This window comes from Exiguobacterium sp. MH3 (assembly GCF_000496635.1).
In the GTDB taxonomy this organism is placed as follows: domain Bacteria; phylum Bacillota; class Bacilli; order Exiguobacteriales; family Exiguobacteriaceae; genus Exiguobacterium_A; species Exiguobacterium_A indicum.
Genome location: NC_022794.1, coordinates 46,354 through 65,736, shown reverse-complemented (window position 1 = coordinate 65,736; position 19,383 = coordinate 46,354). Strand labels below are relative to the sequence as shown.

The following is a 19,383-nucleotide window of genomic DNA, read 5'->3' as shown; positions in this document are numbered from 1 at the left end:
TCATTGTAACATGTACTGATTTGAACTACCTACGCCGGAAGGAGGGGAAACTGTTTACATATCCATTACAGTTCCCCCATTTTTTGCGTCATTCCAGCTTAAAACGGAATCGTTTCACGTAATGCTTCGTCCACACTCTCGACACCGACGACCGTAATTCCGTCTGGATACGTCCAACCACCTAAGTTGTTTTTCGGAATGATCGCCCGCGTGAAACCGAGTTTAGCTGCTTCTGCTACGCGTTGTTCAATCCGCGATACACGGCGAACCTCACCTGTCAATCCGACCTCACCAATCACGACATCCGTCGGACGCGTCGGTTTGTCACGGAAACTAGAAGCAATTGCCACACAAACCGCCAAGTCAATCGCTGGTTCATCCAGCTTCACACCCCCGGCTGCCTTGAGGTACGCATCTTGTGTCTGAAGGAGAAGACCCGACCGTTTCTCAAGAACAGCCATCAATAAGGCCACCTTATTTTGATCGATTCCGGTCGCCATCCGTCTTGGATTCCCGAATGATGTCGGTGAAATCAGTGCTTGCAGTTCGACAAGGACGGTCCGTGTCCCTTCCATGGAAGCGACAATCGTCGAACCGGATACACCGGATGTCCGCTCTTCGAGGAAAATTTCTGACGGATTCAAGACCTCTTCAAGACCAGACTCCCGCATCTCAAAAATTCCGATCTCATTCGTTGAACCAAATCGGTTTTTGACGGCACGCAGAATCCGGAACGTATGGTGACGTTCGCCTTCGAAATACAAGACAGCATCCACCATGTGCTCCAGTAAACGTGGTCCAGCAATCGAACCCTGTTTCGTGACGTGACCGACGATGAAGATCGCAATACCGCGACTCTTCGCAATTTTCATCAGCATCGCCGTACATTCACGTACCTGTGTCACGCTCCCGGGTGCAGACTGGATTTCATCGATGTAGACGGTTTGAATCGAGTCGATGATTAAAAAACGTGGCTGTTCTTCATCGACGACACGTTCAATCATGTTCATATCCGTCTCACTCAGGACGAACAAATCCTGTGTCGGTAAGCCAAGCCGTTCCGCGCGTAATTTCGTTTGTTTGAGCGATTCTTCTCCTGAGATGTAGAGCACTTTTTCGCCACGTTGTGCAAGACGTGCGCTCGTCTGCAGTAAGATCGTCGACTTCCCGATCCCCGGATCTCCTCCAACAAGCACCATCGAACCTGGAACGATACCGCCTCCGAGGACACGGTCGAATTCACCACTTCCGGTAAAGACGCGACTCTCTTCTTGCGAGACGATGTTCGCGAGGCGCTCTGGCTTCAATTGTTTTGTTGTCGTATGAACGAAAGCGGCACCGCGCCGCCCTTTTTTCTCTTCGACGACTTCTTCGACCATCGTGTTCCATTCTCCGCATCCAGAACAACGTCCCATCCATTTCGGTGATTCGGTCCCACAGCTTTGACAAACGAATTTTGTTTTTAACTTAGCCAATCGATTCATCCTTTCTGTTTCAAAAAAAGAACCAGCTTCGCTCAGAAAGTGCGAAAGCTGGCCCTGTGCTCAGTGCTTATTCCGTTGCGGCAGAACTCACGTGATTCCGGCGAACGATGAATTCGTTCTCTTCGACATCAAGCGCAACACGTTCTCCTTTTTGGATATCGCCTGCGAGCAATGCTTCTGACAACCGGTCTTCCGCTTCCCGTTGAAGGGCACGACGGATTGGACGTGCACCGTACTCTGGATCGTATCCGATATCGGCAATCTTCGAGAGGGCAGCTGGTGTCAATTCGAAATGAATTTCCTGTTCAGCCAAACGTTTTTCAAGGGTTTTCGCCATCAACTTCACAATCTCTTCGATGTGTTGTTTCTCGAGTGAGTGGAAGACGATCGTTTCATCAATTCGGTTCAAGAACTCTGGACGGAACGCCCGTTTGAGTTCTTCCATGACTTTATCTTTCATGTCTTTGTATTCGCGATCCGTATCTTCAGAAACAGCGAATCCGACATATTTATTACGTTTAAGGGCACTTGCACCGACGTTCGATGTCATGACGATGATCGTGTTACGGAAATCAACCGTCCGACCTTTCGAGTCTGTTAAGCGTCCATCATCAAGTACTTGCAAGAGAATGTTGAAGACTTCCGGGTGCGCCTTCTCGATTTCATCAAGTAAGATGACTGAGTATGGTTTCCGGCGAACTTTTTCCGTTAATTGACCGCCTTCTTCGTAACCGACATATCCTGGAGGTGAACCGACGAGACGGCTCGTTGCATGTTTCTCCATGTACTCTGACATGTCGATCCGGATGATCGCATCCTCATCTCCGAACATCGCTTCGGCAACCGCACGGGCGAGTTCTGTTTTACCAACCCCAGTAGGACCGAGGAAGATGAACGAACCAATCGGACGTTTTGGATCTTTCAGTCCAGCACGTGCCCGACGGATGGCTTTTGAAATTGATTTAACGGCTTCATTTTGTCCGATGACACGATCGTGAAGGATTTCTTCGAGGCGAAGGAGACGATCCGTCTCTTCTTCCGCGATCTTCGTGACCGGTACACCTGTCCAGTTGGCAACGACTTGTGCGATGTCATCTTTTGTGACTTCAAGTTTTTCGTTGCCTTGTTTATTCTGCCATTCCTCTTTCAAACGCTCAAGCTCATCGCGTAATTTTTGTTCCGTATCGCGGAGGCTTGCTGCTTTTTCGAACTCTTGGCTTTGGACCGCTTCGTCCTTGTCCTTGCGGATGCCTTCGAGTTTTGCTTCGACTTCTTTTAAGTTCGGTGGTGCTGTGTATGAACGCAACCGAACTTTCGATGCTGCTTCATCAATCAAATCGATCGCTTTATCCGGAAGGAAACGATCCGAAATGTATCGATCCGACAAGGTGACGGCTTCTTGAATCGCTTCGTCTGTGATCGTCACACGGTGGTGTGCTTCATAACGATCGCGAAGACCAAATAGGATTTGTGTTGCTTCATCCGTTGTTGGCTCTGCGACTTGGATCGGTTGGAAACGACGTTCGAGTGCCGCATCTTTTTCGATGTATTTCCGGTACTCATCAAGAGTCGTTGCTCCGATACACTGGAGTTCGCCTCGTGCGAGCGATGGTTTAAGGATGTTCGATGCATCGATCGCACCTTCTGCTCCACCCGCTCCGATCAATGTATGCAACTCATCAATGAAGAGAATGATGTTCCCCGCTTGACGAATCTCATCCATGACCTTTTTCAAACGATCTTCGAATTCACCACGGTATTTCGTACCAGCGACAAGTGTCCCCATGTCGAGTACCATAACACGTTTATTGCGTAACGTCTCCGGTACTTCATTGTTGATGATTTGTTGAGCGAGACCTTCGACGACAGCCGTTTTACCGACCCCTGGTTCCCCGATCAAGACCGGGTTATTTTTCGTCCGGCGGCTCAAGACTTCGATGACACGTTGAATTTCTTTCGCACGACCGATAACTGGATCAAGACGTGTTTCGCGCGCTTGTTGTGTCAAATCACGAGCAAGACCATCAAGTGTTGGTGTTGCGACACCTGAACCTGCTTGCGACGCGTTTGCTGTCGTTTCGCTGTTCCCGAGCAACTGGAGTACTTGCTGACGGGCTTTTGAAAGACTGATACCCAAGTTATTCAAGACACGAGCAGCAACGCCCTCTCCTTCTCTAATCAATCCGAGCAAGAGGTGTTCTGTTCCAACGTAAGAGTGACCTAGTTTACGTGCCTCATCCATTGATAACTCGATGACTTTTTTCGCACGTGGTGTATAGTGAATCGTCGTTGCACCATCTTGTCCGCGACCGATTAATGCTTCGACTTCCATCTGAATTTTATCTGAACTGAGACCGAGTGCTGTTAAGGCTTTCGCAGCGATTCCGTCTCCTTCACGTACAAGTCCGAGTAAAATGTGTTCTGTTCCGATATTGTGGTGCCCCAACCGTACTGCCTCTTCTTGAGCAAGTGCCAATACACGTTGTGCACGTTCTGTGAATCGTCCAAACATCATTATGCAAAACCTCCTTGTGTGTGATCCCTGTTTGTCTGTTCGGTTAACATCGTCCGGATTCGTTTCGCCCGTTCGATGTCCCGTTCTCTAGATGTTAATTGTTTCCCGAAATGCTTTTGTAGAAAACCTGTTTGTAATGAAACGAGCAGTTGATGAAAAAGATTTGGAGGAAGATTGACCTCTAGTCCCAGACTGTCTGCTAAGCGAACATCCGATAGTCGTTCCGTTGCTTCCCGCGCTGTAATCAGTCGAGCTGATGTCAGGATACCGTAGGAACGATATAGTCTGTCCTCTAGTTCTTCTTGATACATCTCCAATAATCCTTTTCGTGCTGCCTGTTCTGCTTCAATTAATGCTTCGACGGCAAATTGATAGTCCGTGATCAGCATATCCTCACTTGCCCCAAGCGTCCGTTGGTTCGAAAGTTGGAACATGCGACCAGAGGCATCGCTTCCCTCGCCGTAACGCCCACGAATCGCGAATCCGAGCTGTCGTAAGTGTTTGATATAGCCTTGAATCTGATTCGTCAGGACCAGTCCCGGTAAGTGCAACATCACGGAAGCACGAAGACCTGTTCCGACGTTACTCGGACACGTCGTTAAATAACCGAGCGTGTCATCAAAAGCAATTTTAAATCGTTCACTGATCAAGCGATCGACTTGTTTTGCGATCCGAAACGCTTCTTCAAGTTGAAGTCCCGGTAATAACGTCTGGATTCGGAAATGATCCTCTTCGTTTACCATGACACTGATCTGCTCATCCTCACTAATGAAGAGTCCTGTCCGCGGATGACTCGCTAACGCTGGACTGATTAGATGCTTTTCTACTAAAGCGGTTCGCGTCAGGACATCTGCTTGATCGACGCGACCAAACCGGAACCCTTTCATCCCGTTTAGTTGGCGTTCTGTCTCTTCAATGAGTGCATTGGCTTGTGCTTCTGACAACATCGTTGAGAACGGGTAACGTGTCGTATTACGCGCCAATCGGATCCGTGTCGAAACGACGATGTCGTCAAAAGGAGAAGATTGATTCATCGATTCGCTTAAAGGGTGTTGGAGCAACTCTTCAAACATGACGCAAATCCTCCTCGACACTCTCAATCTGTTGTTTTATGACTTCTGCTTCTTCATAATCTTCTGCTAAGATTTTGCGGTTGAGCTGTTCTTTGAGTCGACTGAGCTGCTGGTTCAATCGTTTTTCAACGGATTCCTCATCAGGTCGTGAGCCATAATGTTGCGTATGACCGTGTTGGAACTGACGAACCATACCGTCGACTTCGTCTTTAAAAAATGAATAACAAGTCGGGCAACCGACTTTACGAAGATGAAGCAATTGTTGACGGGTCATACCGCAAGACGGACACGCCGTCCCTTGATATTCACGTGCTAACTCCCGCACACAAACCGAGCATAAGAATTTTTCATCGGTTTCCGATTCTTGTGGAAGTTTGACACGGACGATTGCTTCTCGTTCGCCACATCGTTGACAACGCATCGTGCATTCCTCCAATGTCCGACGACTAGAGTCGCTTCATGGTTTGAAGAAGCGTCCGCATCAAGTGGGCACGCATCCGGTGTTGATCTTCGACCGCCATTGGCAAACTCTCTTTTTGCAACAGCGATTGAATCAAAATAGCTTCCCGCCGCGTCAGTAATTGTTCGTTCATCAAACGAATCAAATAATCTTCTGCAGCTTGTTCCGTCAAATGATCACCGATCCATGAACTGACTTCGTCTAATAGATCGTGACTATCGAGCACAACGATTTTTTGAATCCGAATGTATCCGCCGCCACCCCGTTTACTTTCAACGAAATAACCCTTTTCGACCGTAAAACGAGTATTAATGACGTAGTTGATTTGTGATGGAACACAGTCAAAACGTTGTGCAATTTCTTGACGTTTGATTTCAATCGTCTTTTCGTCGTGTAAAATTTGCTTTAAATAGGCTTCGATGATATCTGTGATGTTTTGCATTGGCACCACCTCTCTGACCATCTTTGACTATTGTTTGATTTAATAGTAATCATCTAAAAAAAGAAATGCAACTGATAAGACTTTTTAGAACTTGTGGAAGTTTGACACGGACGAGCAAGAAGCTGTCTTGCGGTCCAAGCACGCCGCCTGTCGAGTTTTGAATGAAGTGCAGCTCTTCGCCGAGCGCATCATCTTTGACGACGACAAGTCCAGCGACGACGTCCGAATGTCCGCCAATGTATTTCGTCGCACTGTGCAAGACGATGTCTGCACCAAGTGCGAGTGGTTGTTGATGGTATGGTGTCGCGAACGTGTTGTCGACGACGAGTTTAAGATCGTGACGTTTGGCGATTGTTGCGATTGCTTCAATGTCCGTAACTTTCAACAACGGGTTCGTCGGTGTTTCGACGTAGACTATCTTCGTGTTGTCTTGGATCGCTGCTTCCGTTGCCGCAAGATCCGTCGTATCGACGAATGTCACTTGGATGTTGAACTTCGGTAAGACGCGTTGCATCAAGCGGAACGTACCACCGTAGACGTCATCCGTCATGACGATGTGGTCGCCAGACTCAAGCAAGTGGAAGACGGCATGGATCGCTGCCATCCCAGAACCGAACGCAAAACCACGTGCGCCGCCCTCGAGATCCGCAATCAATCGTTCGATGCTCGTCCGTGTCAAACTTCCACAAGTCGTTTCGCCCGTTCGATGTCCCGTTCTCTAGATGTTAATTGTTTCCCGAAATGCTTTTGTAGAAAACCTGTTTGTAATGAAACGAGCAGTTGATGAAAAAGATTTGGAGGAAGATTGACCTCTAGTCCCAGACTGTCTGCTAAGCGAACATCCGATAGTCGTTCCGTTGCTTCCCGCGCTGTAATCAGTCGAGCTGATGTCAGGATACCGTAGGAACGATATAGTCTGTCCTCTAGTTCTTCTTGATACATCTCCAATAATCCTTTTCGTGCTGCCTGTTCTGCTTCAATTAATGCTTCGACGGCAAATTGATAGTCCGTGATCAGCATATCCTCACTTGCCCCAAGCGTCCGTTGGTTCGAAAGTTGGAACATGCGACCAGAGGCATCGCTTCCCTCGCCGTAACGCCCACGAATCGCGAATCCGAGCTGTCGTAAGTGTTTGATATAGCCTTGAATCTGATTCGTCAGGACCAGTCCCGGTAAGTGCAACATCACGGAAGCACGAAGACCTGTTCCGACGTTACTCGGACACGTCGTTAAATAACCGAGCGTGTCATCAAAAGCAATTTTAAATCGTTCACTGATCAAGCGATCGACTTGTTTTGCGATCCGAAACGCTTCTTCAAGTTGAAGTCCCGGTAATAACGTCTGGATTCGGAAATGATCCTCTTCGTTTACCATGACACTGATCTGCTCATCCTCACTAATGAAGAGTCCTGTCCGCGGATGACTCGCTAACGCTGGACTGATTAGATGCTTTTCTACTAAAGCGGTTCGCGTCAGGACATCTGCTTGATCGACGCGACCAAACCGGAACCCTTTCATCCCGTTTAGTTGGCGTTCTGTCTCTTCAATGAGTGCATTGGCTTGTGCTTCTGACAACATCGTTGAGAACGGGTAACGTGTCGTATTACGCGCCAATCGGATCCGTGTCGAAACGACGATGTCGTCAAAAGGAGAAGATTGATTCATCGATTCGCTTAAAGGGTGTTGGAGCAACTCTTCAAACATGACGCAAATCCTCCTCGACACTCTCAATCTGTTGTTTTATGACTTCTGCTTCTTCATAATCTTCTGCTAAGATTTTGCGGTTGAGCTGTTCTTTGAGTCGACTGAGCTGCTGGTTCAATCGTTTTTCAACGGATTCCTCATCAGGTCGTGAGCCATAATGTTGCGTATGACCGTGTTGGAACTGACGAACCATACCGTCGACTTCGTCTTTAAAAAATGAATAACAAGTCGGGCAACCGACTTTACGAAGATGAAGCAATTGTTGACGGGTCATACCGCAAGACGGACACGCCGTCCCTTGATATTCACGTGCTAACTCCCGCACACAAACCGAGCATAAGAATTTTTCATCGGTTTCCGATTCTTGTGGAAGTTTGACACGGACGATTGCTTCTCGTTCGCCACATCGTTGACAACGCATCGTGCATTCCTCCAATGTCCGACGACTAGAGTCGCTTCATGGTTTGAAGAAGCGTCCGCATCAAGTGGGCACGCATCCGGTGTTGATCTTCGACCGCCATTGGCAAACTCTCTTTTTGCAACAGCGATTGAATCAAAATAGCTTCCCGCCGCGTCAGTAATTGTTCGTTCATCAAACGAATCAAATAATCTTCTGCAGCTTGTTCCGTCAAATGATCACCGATCCATGAACTGACTTCGTCTAATAGATCGTGACTATCGAGCACAACGATTTTTTGAATCCGAATGTATCCGCCGCCACCCCGTTTACTTTCAACGAAATAACCCTTTTCGACCGTAAAACGAGTATTAATGACGTAGTTGATTTGTGATGGAACACAGTCAAAACGTTGTGCAATTTCTTGACGTTTGATTTCAATCGTCTTTTCGTCGTGTAAAATTTGCTTTAAATAGGCTTCGATGATATCTGTGATGTTTTGCATTGGCACCACCTCTCTGACCATCTTTGACTATTGTTTGATTTAATAGTAATCATCTAAAAAAAGAAATGCAACTGATAAGACTTTTTAGAAAACACAAAAAGACCGACCTGCAATCTGCAGATCGGTCAAGTGCCTGGCAACGTCCTATCCTCACAGGGGGAAGCCCCCAACTACTTTCGGCGTTCAAGTGCTTAACTTCCGTGTTCGGCATGGGAACGGGTGTGACCACTTGGCTATCGTCACCAGACGAAGGGCTCGCGCCCTCAAAACTGAAGTCATCAACAAGCATCTGCTAGAACAAGGCCTCGACCGATTAGTATCACTCAGCTCCACATGTCACCATGCTTCCACCCGTGACCTATCTACCTCATCGTCTCTGAGGGGTCTTTCTTGATTACTCAAAGGGAAATCTCATCTTGGAGGGGGCTTCATGCTTAGATGCTTTCAGCATTTATCCCGTCCGCACGTAGCTACCCAGCGATGCTCCTGGCGGAACAACTGGTACACCAGCGGTGCGTCCATCCCGGTCCTCTCGTACTAAGGACAGCTCTCCTCAAATTTCCTGCGCCCACGACGGATAGGGACCGAACTGTCTCACGACGTTCTGAACCCAGCTCGCGTACCGCTTTAATGGGCGAACAGCCCAACCCTTGGGACCTACTCCAGCCCCAGGATGCGATGAGCCGACATCGAGGTGCCAAACCTCCCCGTCGATGTGGACTCTTGGGGGAGATCAGCCTGTTATCCCCAGGGTAGCTTTTATCCGTTGAGCGATGGCCCTTCCATGCGGAACCACCGGATCACTAAGCCCGACTTTCGTCCCTGCTCGACTTGTAGGTCTCGCAGTCAAGCTCCCTTCTGCCTTTGCGCTCTACGAATGATTTCCAACCATTCTGAGGGAACCTTTGGGCGCCTCCGTTACTGTTTAGGAGGCGACCGCCCCAGTCAAACTACCCGCCTGACACGGTCCTCCAGCCGGATGACGGCTGCGAGTTAGAGACTCTATGCATGAAGGGCGGTATCCCAAGGGTGACTCCTCCGAAGCTGGCGCTCCGGGCTCGACGTCTCCCGCCTATCCTGTACATCATGCACAAAGCCTCAATATCAGGCTGTAGTAAAGCTCCATGGGGTCTTTCCGTCCTGTCGCGGGTAACCTGCATCTTCACAGGTACTATGATTTCACCGGGTCTCTCGTTGAGACAGTGCCCAAATCGTTACGCCTTTCGTGCGGGTCGGAACTTACCCGACAAGGAATTTCGCTACCTTAGGACCGTTATAGTTACGGCCGCCGTTTACTGGGGCTTCGGTTCAAAGCTTCGCTTGCGCTAACCCATCCCCTTAACCTTCCAGCACCGGGCAGGCGTCAGCCCCTATACGTCATCTTGCGATTTAGCAGAGACCTGTGTTTTTGCTAAACAGTCGTTTGGGCCTATTCACTGCGGCTCTACTCATGTAGAGCGTCCCTTCTCCCGAAGTTACGGGACCATTTTGCCGAGTTCCTTAACGAGAGTTATCCCGCGCGTCTTAGAATTCTCATCTCGCCTACCTGTGTCGGTTTACGGTACTGGCGCCTTCCCCCTCACTAGAGGCTTTTCTTGGCAGTGTGAAATCGTGACCTACGTCCCTACGGGACTCCGCATCGTTCCTTGACTTTGATGCCTGACGGATTTGCCAATCAGACGGTCTTGAAACTTGCACATGCACTTCCATCCGCATGCGTCACTATCCTCCTGCGTCCCCCCATTGTTCAAACGGTGGATCGGCGGTACAGGAATATCAACCTGTTATCCATCGCCTACGCCTTTCGGCCTCGGCTTAGGTCCAGACTAACCCTGAGCGGACGAGCCTTCCTCAGGAAACCTTGGGCTTTCGACGGAGGGGATTCTCACCCCTCTTTTCGCTACTCACACCGGCATTCTCACTTCCAAACGCTCCACTGCTCCTTCCGGTACAGCTTCACAGCGGTTTGGAACGCTCCCCTACCATTCCTTACGGAATCCGCAGCTTCGGTGGTATGTTTAGCCCCGTTACATTTTCGGCGCGGCGCCACTCGACTAGTGAGCTATTACGCACTCTTTGAATGGTGGCTGCTTCTAAGCCAACATCCTAGCTGTCTAGGCAGCGCCACATCCTTTTCCACTTAACATACACTTTGGGACCTTAGCTGGCGGTCTGGGCTGTTTCCCTCTTGACTACGGATCTTATCACTCGCAGTCTGACTCCCGAGTATAAGTTGCTGGCATTCGGAGTTTAACTGAATTCGGTAACCCTGTGGGGGCCCCTAGTCCAATCAGTGCTCTACCTCCAGAACTCTCAACCTCGAGGCTAGCCCTAAAGCTATTTCGGGGAGAACCAGCTATCTCCAGGTTCGATTGGCATTTCACCGCTACCCACACCTCATCCCCGCACTTTTCAACGTGCGTGGGTTCGGACCTCCAGTCAGTGTTACCTGACCTTCATCCTGGACATGGGTAGATCACCTGGTTTCGGGTCTACGACAACGCACTGAACGCCCTGTTCAGACTCGCTTTCGCTACGGCTCCGCCTCATCGGCTTAACCTCGCGCGTTATCGTAACTCGCCGGTTCATTCTACAAAAGGCACGCCATCACCCGTTAACGGGCTCTGACTACTTGTAGGCATACGGTTTCAGGATCTATTTCACTCCCCTTCCGGGGTGCTTTTCACCTTTCCCTCACGGTACTGGTTCACTATCGGTCACTAGGGAGTATTTAGCCTTGGGAGATGGTCCTCCCGGATTCCGACGGGGTTTCACGTGTCCCGCCGTACTCAGGATCCACTCTGGAGGGAAAACAGTTTCAGCTACAGGGCTGTCACCTTCTTCGGCCGACCTTTCCAGGTCCTTCACCTACTGTCTTCCTTTTTGACTCCGTGTAGAGTGTCCTACAACCCCGAAGAGCATGCTCTTCGGTTTGGGCTGTTCCCGTTTCGCTCGCCGCTACTCAGGGAATCGCATTTGCTTTCTCTTCCTCCGGGTACTTAGATGTTTCAGTTCCCCGGGTCTGCCTCACGCTACACTATGTATTCATGTAACATGTCCCATCCCATTACAGATGGTGGGTTCCCCCATTCGGAAATCTTCGGATCAAAGCATACTTACTGCTCCCCGAAGCATATCGCTGTTCGTCGCGTCCTTCATCGGCTCCTAGTGCCAAGGCATCCACCGTACGCCCTTCATACCTTGATCTAGCGTTGGTATTCTAAGAACACACGTCTAATGACATGGTTAATTAAAAGTTTGATGTCTTGTTGATGTCTTCAGTTTTCAAGGTGCGAGTGTCTCTTTCGAGACTGAGAGACGAGCTCTCAAAACTGAACGATGGGCATGTCCCGTAAGGGACGTTTTCCTTAGAAAGGAGGTGATCCAGCCGCACCTTCCGATACGGCTACCTTGTTACGACTTCACCCCAATCATCTACCCCACCTTCGACGGCTGGCTCCTTGCGGTTACCTCACCGGCTTCGGGTGTTGCAAACTCTCGTGGTGTGACGGGCGGTGTGTACAAGACCCGGGAACGTATTCACCGCAGTATGCTGACCTGCGATTACTAGCGATTCCGACTTCATGCAGGCGAGTTGCAGCCTGCAATCCGAACTGGGAACGGCTTTATGGGATTGGCTCCACCTCGCGGTCTCGCTGCCCTTTGTACCGTCCATTGTAGCACGTGTGTAGCCCAACTCATAAGGGGCATGATGATTTGACGTCATCCCCACCTTCCTCCGGTTTGTCACCGGCAGTCTCCCTAGAGTGCCCAACTGAATGCTGGCAACTAAGGATAGGGGTTGCGCTCGTTGCGGGACTTAACCCAACATCTCACGACACGAGCTGACGACAACCATGCACCACCTGTCACCATTGTCCCCGAAGGGAAAACTTGATCTCTCAAGCGGTCAATGGGATGTCAAGAGTTGGTAAGGTTCTTCGCGTTGCTTCGAATTAAACCACATGCTCCACCGCTTGTGCGGGTCCCCGTCAATTCCTTTGAGTTTCAGCCTTGCGGCCGTACTCCCCAGGCGGAGTGCTTAATGCGTTAGCTTCAGCACTGAGGGGCGGAAACCCCCCAACACCTAGCACTCATCGTTTACGGCGTGGACTACCAGGGTATCTAATCCTGTTTGCTCCCCACGCTTTCGCGCCTCAGCGTCAGTTACAGACCAAAGAGTCGCCTTCGCCACTGGTGTTCCTCCACATCTCTACGCATTTCACCGCTACACGTGGAATTCCACTCTTCTCTTCTGTACTCAAGCCTTCCAGTTTCCAATGGCCCTCCCCGGTTGAGCCGGGGGCTTTCACATCAGACTTAAAAGGCCGCCTGCGCGCGCTTTACGCCCAATAATTCCGGACAACGCTTGCCACCTACGTATTACCGCGGCTGCTGGCACGTAGTTAGCCGTGGCTTTCTCGTAAGGTACCGTCAAGGTACGAGCATTTCCTCTCGTACGTGTTCTTCCCTTACAACAGAGTTTTACGATCCGAAAACCTTCATCACTCACGCGGCGTTGCTCCATCAGACTTTCGTCCATTGTGGAAGATTCCCTACTGCTGCCTCCCGTAGGAGTCTGGGCCGTGTCTCAGTCCCAGTGTGGCCGATCACCCTCTCAGGTCGGCTATGCATCGTCGCCTTGGTGGGCCGTTACCCCACCAACTAGCTAATGCACCGCAAGGCCATCTCAAGGTGACGCCGGAGCGCCTTTCATCAACGGACCATGCGGTCCGATGAACTATCCGGTATTAGCTCCGATTTCTCGGAGTTATCCCAATCCTTGAGGCAGGTTCCTTACGTGTTACTCACCCGTCCGCCGCTCATTCCGCTGCCTTCCCTCCGAAGAGTTCCGTCAGTTTCCTGCGCTCGACTTGCATGTATTAGGCACGCCGCCAGCGTTCGTCCTGAGCCAGGATCAAACTCTCCATGAAGTGTTTGACTTGCTCGTTGTGTGACCAAAGTCACGATTGACGAAGCTTGCGCTTCATTCGTTTTTGTATTCCGTAGAATACGATTTTTGCCTCATCGTTCAGTTTTCAAAGTTCGTCATAAAAATGGTGGAGCCTAGCGGGATCGAACCGCTGACCTCCTGCGTGCAAGGCAGGCGCTCTCCCAGCTGAGCTAAGGCCCCATTAAAGGGATGAAATTGAAGATGGTCGGGAAGACAGGATTCGAACCTGCGACCCCTTGGTCCCAAACCAAGTGCTCTACCAAGCTGAGCTACTTCCCGAAAATGCACCCTGAGAGATTCGAACTCCCGACCCCTTGATTCGTAGTCAAGTACTCTATCCAGCTGAGCTAAGGGTGCGGAATATAAGGATCAAACAGTAAACATCCAAAATGAAAAATGGTACCGAGGGCCGGAATCGAACCGGCACGGGGAAACCCCCGCAGGATTTTAAGTCCTGTGCGTCTACCAGTTCCGCCACCCCGGCAGGGATATAAAAGGTAGAACCTTCATTCATAATTGAATTCTGGTGATCATTGAAGATAAAAATGGTGCCGGCAACAGGAGTCGAACCCGCGACCTACTGATTACAAGTCAGTTGCTCTACCAGCTGAGCTACACCGGCAAGTGTAATAAAAAATGGTGGAGGATGACGGGATCGAACCGCCGACCCCCTGCTTGTAAGGCAGGTGCTCTCCCAGCTGAGCTAATCCTCCATATGTATCGCCTGGCAGCGTCCTATCCTCACAGGGGGAAGCCCCCAACTACTTTCGGCGTTCAAGTGCTTAACTTCCGTGTTCGGCATGGGAACGGGTGTGACCACTTGGCTATCGCCACCAGACATTTATTATCTTAACATTATGTTCACATAACGTCAAGACTTTTTTTCGTTTTTTTGAAAGGCTCGCGCCCTCAAAACTGAAGTCATCAACAATGCATCTGCTAGAACAAGGCCTCGACCGATTAGTATCACTCAGCTCCACATGTCGCCATGCTTCCACCCGTGACCTATCTACCTCATCGTCTCTGAGGGGTCTTTCTTGATTACTCAAAGGGAAATCTCATCTTGGAGGGGGCTTCATGCTTAGATGCTTTCAGCATTTATCCCGTCCGCACGTAGCTACCCAGCGATGCTCCTGGCGGAACAACTGGTACACCAGCGGTGCGTCCATCCCGGTCCTCTCGTACTAAGGACAGCTCTCCTCAAATTTCCTGCGCCCACGACGGATAGGGACCGAACTGTCTCACGACGTTCTGAACCCAGCTCGCGTACCGCTTTAATGGGCGAACAGCCCAACCCTTGGGACCTACTCCAGCCCCAGGATGCGATGAGCCGACATCGAGGTGCCAAACCTCCCCGTCGATGTGGACTCTTGGGGGAGATCAGCCTGTTATCCCCAGGGTAGCTTTTATCCGTTGAGCGATGGCCCTTCCATGCGGAACCACCGGATCACTAAGCCCGACTTTCGTCCCTGCTCGACTTGTAGGTCTCGCAGTCAAGCTCCCTTCTGCCTTTGCGCTCTACGAATGATTTCCAACCATTCTGAGGGAACCTTTGGGCGCCTCCGTTACTGTTTAGGAGGCGACCGCCCCAGTCAAACTACCCGCCTGACACGGTCCTCCAGCCGGATCACGGCTGCGAGTTAGAGACTCTATGCATGAAGGGCGGTATCCCAAGGGTGACTCCTCCGAAGCTGGCGCTCCGGGCTCGACGTCTCCCGCCTATCCTGTACATCATGCACAAAGCCTCAATATCAGGCTGTAGTAAAGCTCCATGGGGTCTTTCCGTCCTGTCGCGGGTAACCTGCATCTTCACAGGTACTATGATTTCACCGGGTCTCTCGTTGAGACAGTGCCCAAATCGTTACGCCTTTCGTGCGGGTCGGAACTTACCCGACAAGGAATTTCGCTACCTTAGGACCGTTATAGTTACGGCCGCCGTTTACTGGGGCTTCGGTTCAAAGCTTCGCTTGCGCTAACCCATCCCCTTAACCTTCCAGCACCGGGCAGGCGTCAGCCCCTATACGTCATCTTGCGATTTAGCAGAGACCTGTGTTTTTGCTAAACAGTCGTTTGGGCCTATTCACTGCGGCTCTACTCATGTAGAGCGTCCCTTCTCCCGAAGTTACGGGACCATTTTGCCGAGTTCCTTAACGAGAGTTATCCCGCGCGTCTTAGAATTCTCATCTCGCCTACCTGTGTCGGTTTACGGTACTGGCGCCTTCCCCCTCACTAGAGGCTTTTCTTGGCAGTGTGAAATCGTGACCTACGTCCCTACGGGACTCCGCATCGTTCCTTGACTTTGATGCCTGACGGATTTGCCAATCAGACGGTCTTGAAACTTGCACATGCACTTCCATCCGCATGCGTCACTATCCTCCTGCGTCCCCCCATTGTTCAAACGGTGGATCGGCGGTACAGGAATATCAACCTGTTATCCATCGCCTACGCCTTTCGGCCTCGGCTTAGGTCCAGACTAACCCTGAGCGGACGAGCCTTCCTCAGGAAACCTTGGGCTTTCGACGGAGGGGATTCTCACCCCTCTTTTCGCTACTCACACCGGCATTCTCACTTCCAAACGCTCCACTGCTCCTTCCGGTACAGCTTCACAGCGGTTTGGAACGCTCCCCTACCATTCCTTACGGAATCCGCAGCTTCGGTGGTATGTTTAGCCCCGTTACATTTTCGGCGCGGCGCCACTCGACTAGTGAGCTATTACGCACTCTTTGAATGGTGGCTGCTTCTAAGCCAACATCCTAGCTGTCTAGGCAGCGCCACATCCTTTTCCACTTAACATACACTTTGGGACCTTAGCTGGCGGTCTGGGCTGTTTCCCTCTTGACTACGGATCTTATCACTCGCAGTCTGACTCCCGAGTATAAGTTGCTGGCATTCGGAGTTTAACTGAATTCGGTAACCCTGTGGGGGCCCCTAGTCCAATCAGTGCTCTACCTCCAGAACTCTCAACCTCGAGGCTAGCCCTAAAGCTATTTCGGGGAGAACCAGCTATCTCCAGGTTCGATTGGCATTTCACCGCTACCCACACCTCATCCCCGCACTTTTCAACGTGCGTGGGTTCGGACCTCCAGTCAGTGTTACCTGACCTTCATCCTGGACATGGGTAGATCACCTGGTTTCGGGTCTACGACAACGCACTGAACGCCCTGTTCAGACTCGCTTTCGCTACGGCTCCGCCTCATCGGCTTAACCTCGCGCGTTATCGTAACTCGCCGGTTCATTCTACAAAAGGCACGCCATCACCCGTTAACGGGCTCTGACTACTTGTAGGCATACGGTTTCAGGATCTATTTCACTCCCCTTCCGGGGTGCTTTTCACCTTTCCCTCACGGTACTGGTTCACTATCGGTCACTAGGGAGTATTTAGCCTTGGGAGATGGTCCTCCCGGATTCCGACGGGGTTTCACGTGTCCCGCCGTACTCAGGATCCACTCTGGAGGGAAAACAGTTTCAGCTACAGGGCTGTCACCTTCTTCGGCCGACCTTTCCAGGTCCTTCACCTACTGTCTTCCTTTTTGACTCCGTGTAGAGTGTCCTACAACCCCGAAGAGCATGCTCTTCGGTTTGGGCTGTTCCCGTTTCGCTCGCCGCTACTCAGGGAATCGCATTTGCTTTCTCTTCCTCCGGGTACTTAGATGTTTCAGTTCCCCGGGTCTGCCTCACGCTACACTATGTATTCATGTAACATGTCCCATCCCATTACGGATGGTGGGTTCCCCCATTCGGAAATCTTCGGATCAAAGCATACTTACTGCTCCCCGAAGCATATCGCTGTTCGTCGCGTCCTTCATCGGCTCCTAGTGCCAAGGCATCCACCGTACGCCCTTCATACCTTGATCTAGCGTTGGTATTCTAAGAACACACGTCTAATGACATGGTTAATTAAAAGTTTGATGTCTTGTTGATGTCTTCAGTTTTCAAGGTGCGAGTGTCTCTTTCGAGACTGAGAGACGAGCTCTCAAAACTGAACGATGGGCATGTCCCGTAAGGGACGTTTTCCTTAGAAAGGAGGTGATCCAGCCGCACCTTCCGATACGGCTACCTTGTTACGACTTCACCCCAATCATCTACCCCACCTTCGACGGCTGGCTCCTTGCGGTTACCTCACCGGCTTCGGGTGTTGCAAACTCTCGTGGTGTGACGGGCGGTGTGTACAAGACCCGGGAACGTATTCACCGCAGTATGCTGACCTGCGATTACTAGCGATTCCGACTTCATGCAGGCGAGTTGCAGCCTGCAATCCGAACTGGGAACGGCTTTATGGGATTGGCTCCACCTCGCGGTCTCGCTGCCCTTTGTACCGTCCATTGTAGCACGTGTGTAGCCCAACTCATAAGGGGCATGATGATTTGACGTCATCCCCACCTTCCTCCGGTTTGTCACCGGCAGTCTCCCTAGAGTGCCCAACTGAATGCTGGCAACTAAGGATAGGGGTTGCGCTCGTTGCGGGACTTAACCCAACATCTCACGACACGAGCTGACGACAACCATGCACCACCTGTCACCATTGTCCCCGAAGGGAAAACTTGATCTCTCAAGCGGTCAATGGGATGTCAAGAGTTGGTAAGGTTCTTCGCGTTGCTTCGAATTAAACCACATGCTCCACCGCTTGTGCGGGTCCCCGTCAATTCCTTTGAGTTTCAGCCTTGCGGCCGTACTCCCCAGGCGGAGTGCTTAATGCGTTAGCTTCAGCACTGAGGGGCGGAAACCCCCCAACACCTAGCACTCATCGTTTACGGCGTGGACTACCAGGGTATCTAATCCTGTTTGCTCCCCACGCTTTCGCGCCTCAGCGTCAGTTACAGACCAAAGAGTCGCCTTCGCCACTGGTGTTCCTCCACATCTCTACGCATTTCACCGCTACACGTGGAATTCCACTCTTCTCTTCTGTACTCAAGCCTTCCAGTTTCCAATGGCCCTCCCCGGTTGAGCCGGGGGCTTTCACATCAGACTTAAAAGGCCGCCTGCGCGCGCTTTACGCCCAATAATTCCGGACAACGCTTGCCACCTACGTATTACCGCGGCTGCTGGCACGTAGTTAGCCGTGGCTTTCTCGTAAGGTACCGTCAAGGTACGAGCATTTCCTCTCGTACGTGTTCTTCCCTTACAACAGAGTTTTACGATCCGAAAACCTTCATCACTCACGCGGCGTTGCTCCATCAGACTTTCGTCCATTGTGGAAGATTCCCTACTGCTGCCTCCCGTAGGAGTCTGGGCCGTGTCTCAGTCCCAGTGTGGCCGATCACCCTCTCAGGTCGGCTATGCATCGTCGCCTTGGTGGGCCATTACCCCACCAACTAGCTAATGCACCGCAAGGCCATCTCAAGGTGACGCCGGAGCGCCTTTCATCAGCGGACCATGCGGTCCGTTGAACTATCCGGTATTAGCTCCGATTTCTCGGAGTTATCCCAATCCTTGAGGCAGGTTCCTTACGTGTTACTCACCCGTCCGCCGCTCATTCCACTGCCTTCCCTCCGAAGAGTTCCGTCAGTTTCCTGCGCTCGACTTGCATGTATTAGGCACGCCGCCAGCGTTCGTCCTGAGCCAGGATCAAACTCTCCATGAAGTGTTTGACTTGCTCGTTGTTGTGACCGAAGTCACGATTGACGAAGCTTGCGCTTCATTCGTTTTTGTATTCCGTAGAATACGATTTTTGCCTCATCGTTCAGTTTTCAAAGTTCGTCGTGTCGTTTTCAGCGACTTTAATATCTTAACAAGTTATCAACCCGATTGTCAACAACTTTTTTGATATTTATTTTTGTGTGTCACGACCATTCGCGGCACAAGAAGTAATATACCATGGCTTTTCGAATCGTACAAGCATTTTATTAGAA

The 19,383-nt window shown here is 50.8% G+C and carries 8 protein-coding genes, 6 tRNA genes, 6 rRNA genes and 1 pseudogene; all 21 read right to left on the bottom strand.

What is annotated here, in order from left to right; all coding sequences use genetic code 11:
• Positions 1–98: 98 nt before the first annotated feature.
• The 21 genes and pseudogenes from radA to U719_RS00250 all read right to left on the bottom strand — a co-directional run bounded on the left by radA (position 99) and on the right by U719_RS00250 (position 19,115).
• Positions 99–1,475, bottom strand: coding sequence for a DNA repair protein RadA (radA, locus tag U719_RS00350; protein ID WP_029343076.1), 1,377 nt, complete (start codon positions 1,473–1,475; stop codon positions 99–101).
• A gap of 76 nt (positions 1,476–1,551) precedes the next feature.
• Positions 1,552–3,999, bottom strand: a complete 2,448-nt coding sequence (gene clpC, locus U719_RS00345) for an ATP-dependent protease ATP-binding subunit ClpC (RefSeq protein ID WP_023466588.1) — start codon at positions 3,997–3,999, stop codon at positions 1,552–1,554.
• Positions 3,999–5,072 (bottom strand): ATP--guanido phosphotransferase, encoded by a 1,074-nt coding sequence (locus U719_RS00340; protein WP_023466586.1) that lies wholly within the window; start codon positions 5,070–5,072, stop codon positions 3,999–4,001. Before U719_RS00340 ends, clpC begins: the two co-directional genes overlap by 1 nt.
• Positions 5,065–5,493: a hypothetical protein gene (locus U719_RS00335; protein WP_023466580.1), complete on the bottom strand. Its 429-nt coding sequence runs from the start codon at positions 5,491–5,493 to the stop codon at positions 5,065–5,067. The genes U719_RS00340 and U719_RS00335 overlap by 8 nt, the downstream gene beginning before the upstream one ends.
• Positions 5,494–5,518: 25 nt before the next feature.
• A complete protein-coding gene (locus U719_RS00330) occupies positions 5,519–5,974 on the bottom strand; it encodes a CtsR family transcriptional regulator (RefSeq protein WP_023466578.1) in 456 nt (151 codons plus the stop codon).
• Between the two features lie 106 nt (positions 5,975–6,080).
• Positions 6,081–6,659: pseudogene (locus U719_RS00325) on the bottom strand (aminotransferase class V-fold PLP-dependent enzyme); the annotation flags it as partial.
• Positions 6,650–7,678, bottom strand: a complete 1,029-nt coding sequence (locus U719_RS00320) for an ATP--guanido phosphotransferase (protein WP_023466582.1) — start codon at positions 7,676–7,678, stop codon at positions 6,650–6,652. The gene U719_RS00320 and the pseudogene U719_RS00325, both read right to left, overlap by 10 nt.
• Positions 7,671–8,099: a hypothetical protein gene (locus tag U719_RS00315; protein ID WP_023466580.1), complete on the bottom strand. Its 429-nt coding sequence runs from the start codon at positions 8,097–8,099 to the stop codon at positions 7,671–7,673. Before U719_RS00315 ends, U719_RS00320 begins: the two co-directional genes overlap by 8 nt.
• Before the next feature lie 25 nt (positions 8,100–8,124).
• A complete protein-coding gene (locus tag U719_RS00310; protein WP_023466578.1) occupies positions 8,125–8,580 on the bottom strand; it encodes a CtsR family transcriptional regulator in 456 nt (151 codons plus the stop codon).
• A gap of 131 nt (positions 8,581–8,711) precedes the next feature.
• A 5S ribosomal RNA gene (gene rrf, locus U719_RS00305) occupies positions 8,712–8,827 on the bottom strand.
• 46 nt (positions 8,828–8,873) lie between these two features.
• Positions 8,874–11,787 (bottom strand): 23S ribosomal RNA (locus U719_RS00300).
• 165 nt (positions 11,788–11,952) lie between these two features.
• Positions 11,953–13,514: ribosomal RNA gene (locus U719_RS00295) — 16S ribosomal RNA — on the bottom strand.
• A gap of 124 nt (positions 13,515–13,638) precedes the next feature.
• Positions 13,639–13,714: transfer RNA gene (locus tag U719_RS00290), tRNA-Ala, on the bottom strand.
• A gap of 22 nt (positions 13,715–13,736) precedes the next feature.
• A tRNA-Pro gene (locus U719_RS00285) sits at positions 13,737–13,813 on the bottom strand.
• Positions 13,814–13,817: 4 nt separating this feature from the next.
• A tRNA-Arg gene (locus U719_RS00280) sits at positions 13,818–13,891 on the bottom strand.
• A 40-nt stretch (positions 13,892–13,931) separates the two neighbouring features.
• Positions 13,932–14,018: transfer RNA gene (locus U719_RS00275), tRNA-Leu, on the bottom strand.
• 62 nt (positions 14,019–14,080) lie between these two features.
• Positions 14,081–14,156, bottom strand: a tRNA-Thr gene (locus U719_RS00270).
• 15 nt (positions 14,157–14,171) lie between these two features.
• Positions 14,172–14,247 (bottom strand) — tRNA-Val (locus tag U719_RS00265).
• A 9-nt stretch (positions 14,248–14,256) separates the two neighbouring features.
• A 5S ribosomal RNA gene (gene rrf / locus U719_RS00260) occupies positions 14,257–14,372 on the bottom strand.
• A gap of 102 nt (positions 14,373–14,474) precedes the next feature.
• Positions 14,475–17,388: ribosomal RNA gene (locus U719_RS00255) — 23S ribosomal RNA — on the bottom strand.
• A 165-nt stretch (positions 17,389–17,553) separates the two neighbouring features.
• A 16S ribosomal RNA gene (locus U719_RS00250) occupies positions 17,554–19,115 on the bottom strand.
• Together the 16S, 23S and 5S rRNA genes with 6 tRNA genes alongside form the textbook arrangement of a ribosomal RNA operon.
• Between the last annotated feature and the right edge of the window lie 268 nt (positions 19,116–19,383).

Bases quoted from the DNA above. Each gene is read 5' to 3' on its own strand.
- U719_RS00330 (WP_023466578.1), bottom strand. From the start codon at position 5,974: ATGCAAAACATCACAGATATCATCGAAGCCTATTTAAAGCAAATTTTA.
- U719_RS00340 (WP_023466586.1), bottom strand. From the start codon at position 5,072: ATGTTTGAAGAGTTGCTCCAACACCCTTTAAGCGAATCGATGAATCAA.
- U719_RS00315 (WP_023466580.1), bottom strand. From the start codon at position 8,099: ATGCGTTGTCAACGATGTGGCGAACGAGAAGCAATCGTCCGTGTCAAA.
- U719_RS00310 (WP_023466578.1), bottom strand. From the start codon at position 8,580: ATGCAAAACATCACAGATATCATCGAAGCCTATTTAAAGCAAATTTTA.
- clpC (WP_023466588.1), bottom strand. From the start codon at position 3,999: ATGATGTTTGGACGATTCACAGAACGTGCACAACGTGTATTGGCACTT.
- U719_RS00335 (WP_023466580.1), bottom strand. From the start codon at position 5,493: ATGCGTTGTCAACGATGTGGCGAACGAGAAGCAATCGTCCGTGTCAAA.
- U719_RS00320 (WP_023466582.1), bottom strand. From the start codon at position 7,678: ATGTTTGAAGAGTTGCTCCAACACCCTTTAAGCGAATCGATGAATCAA.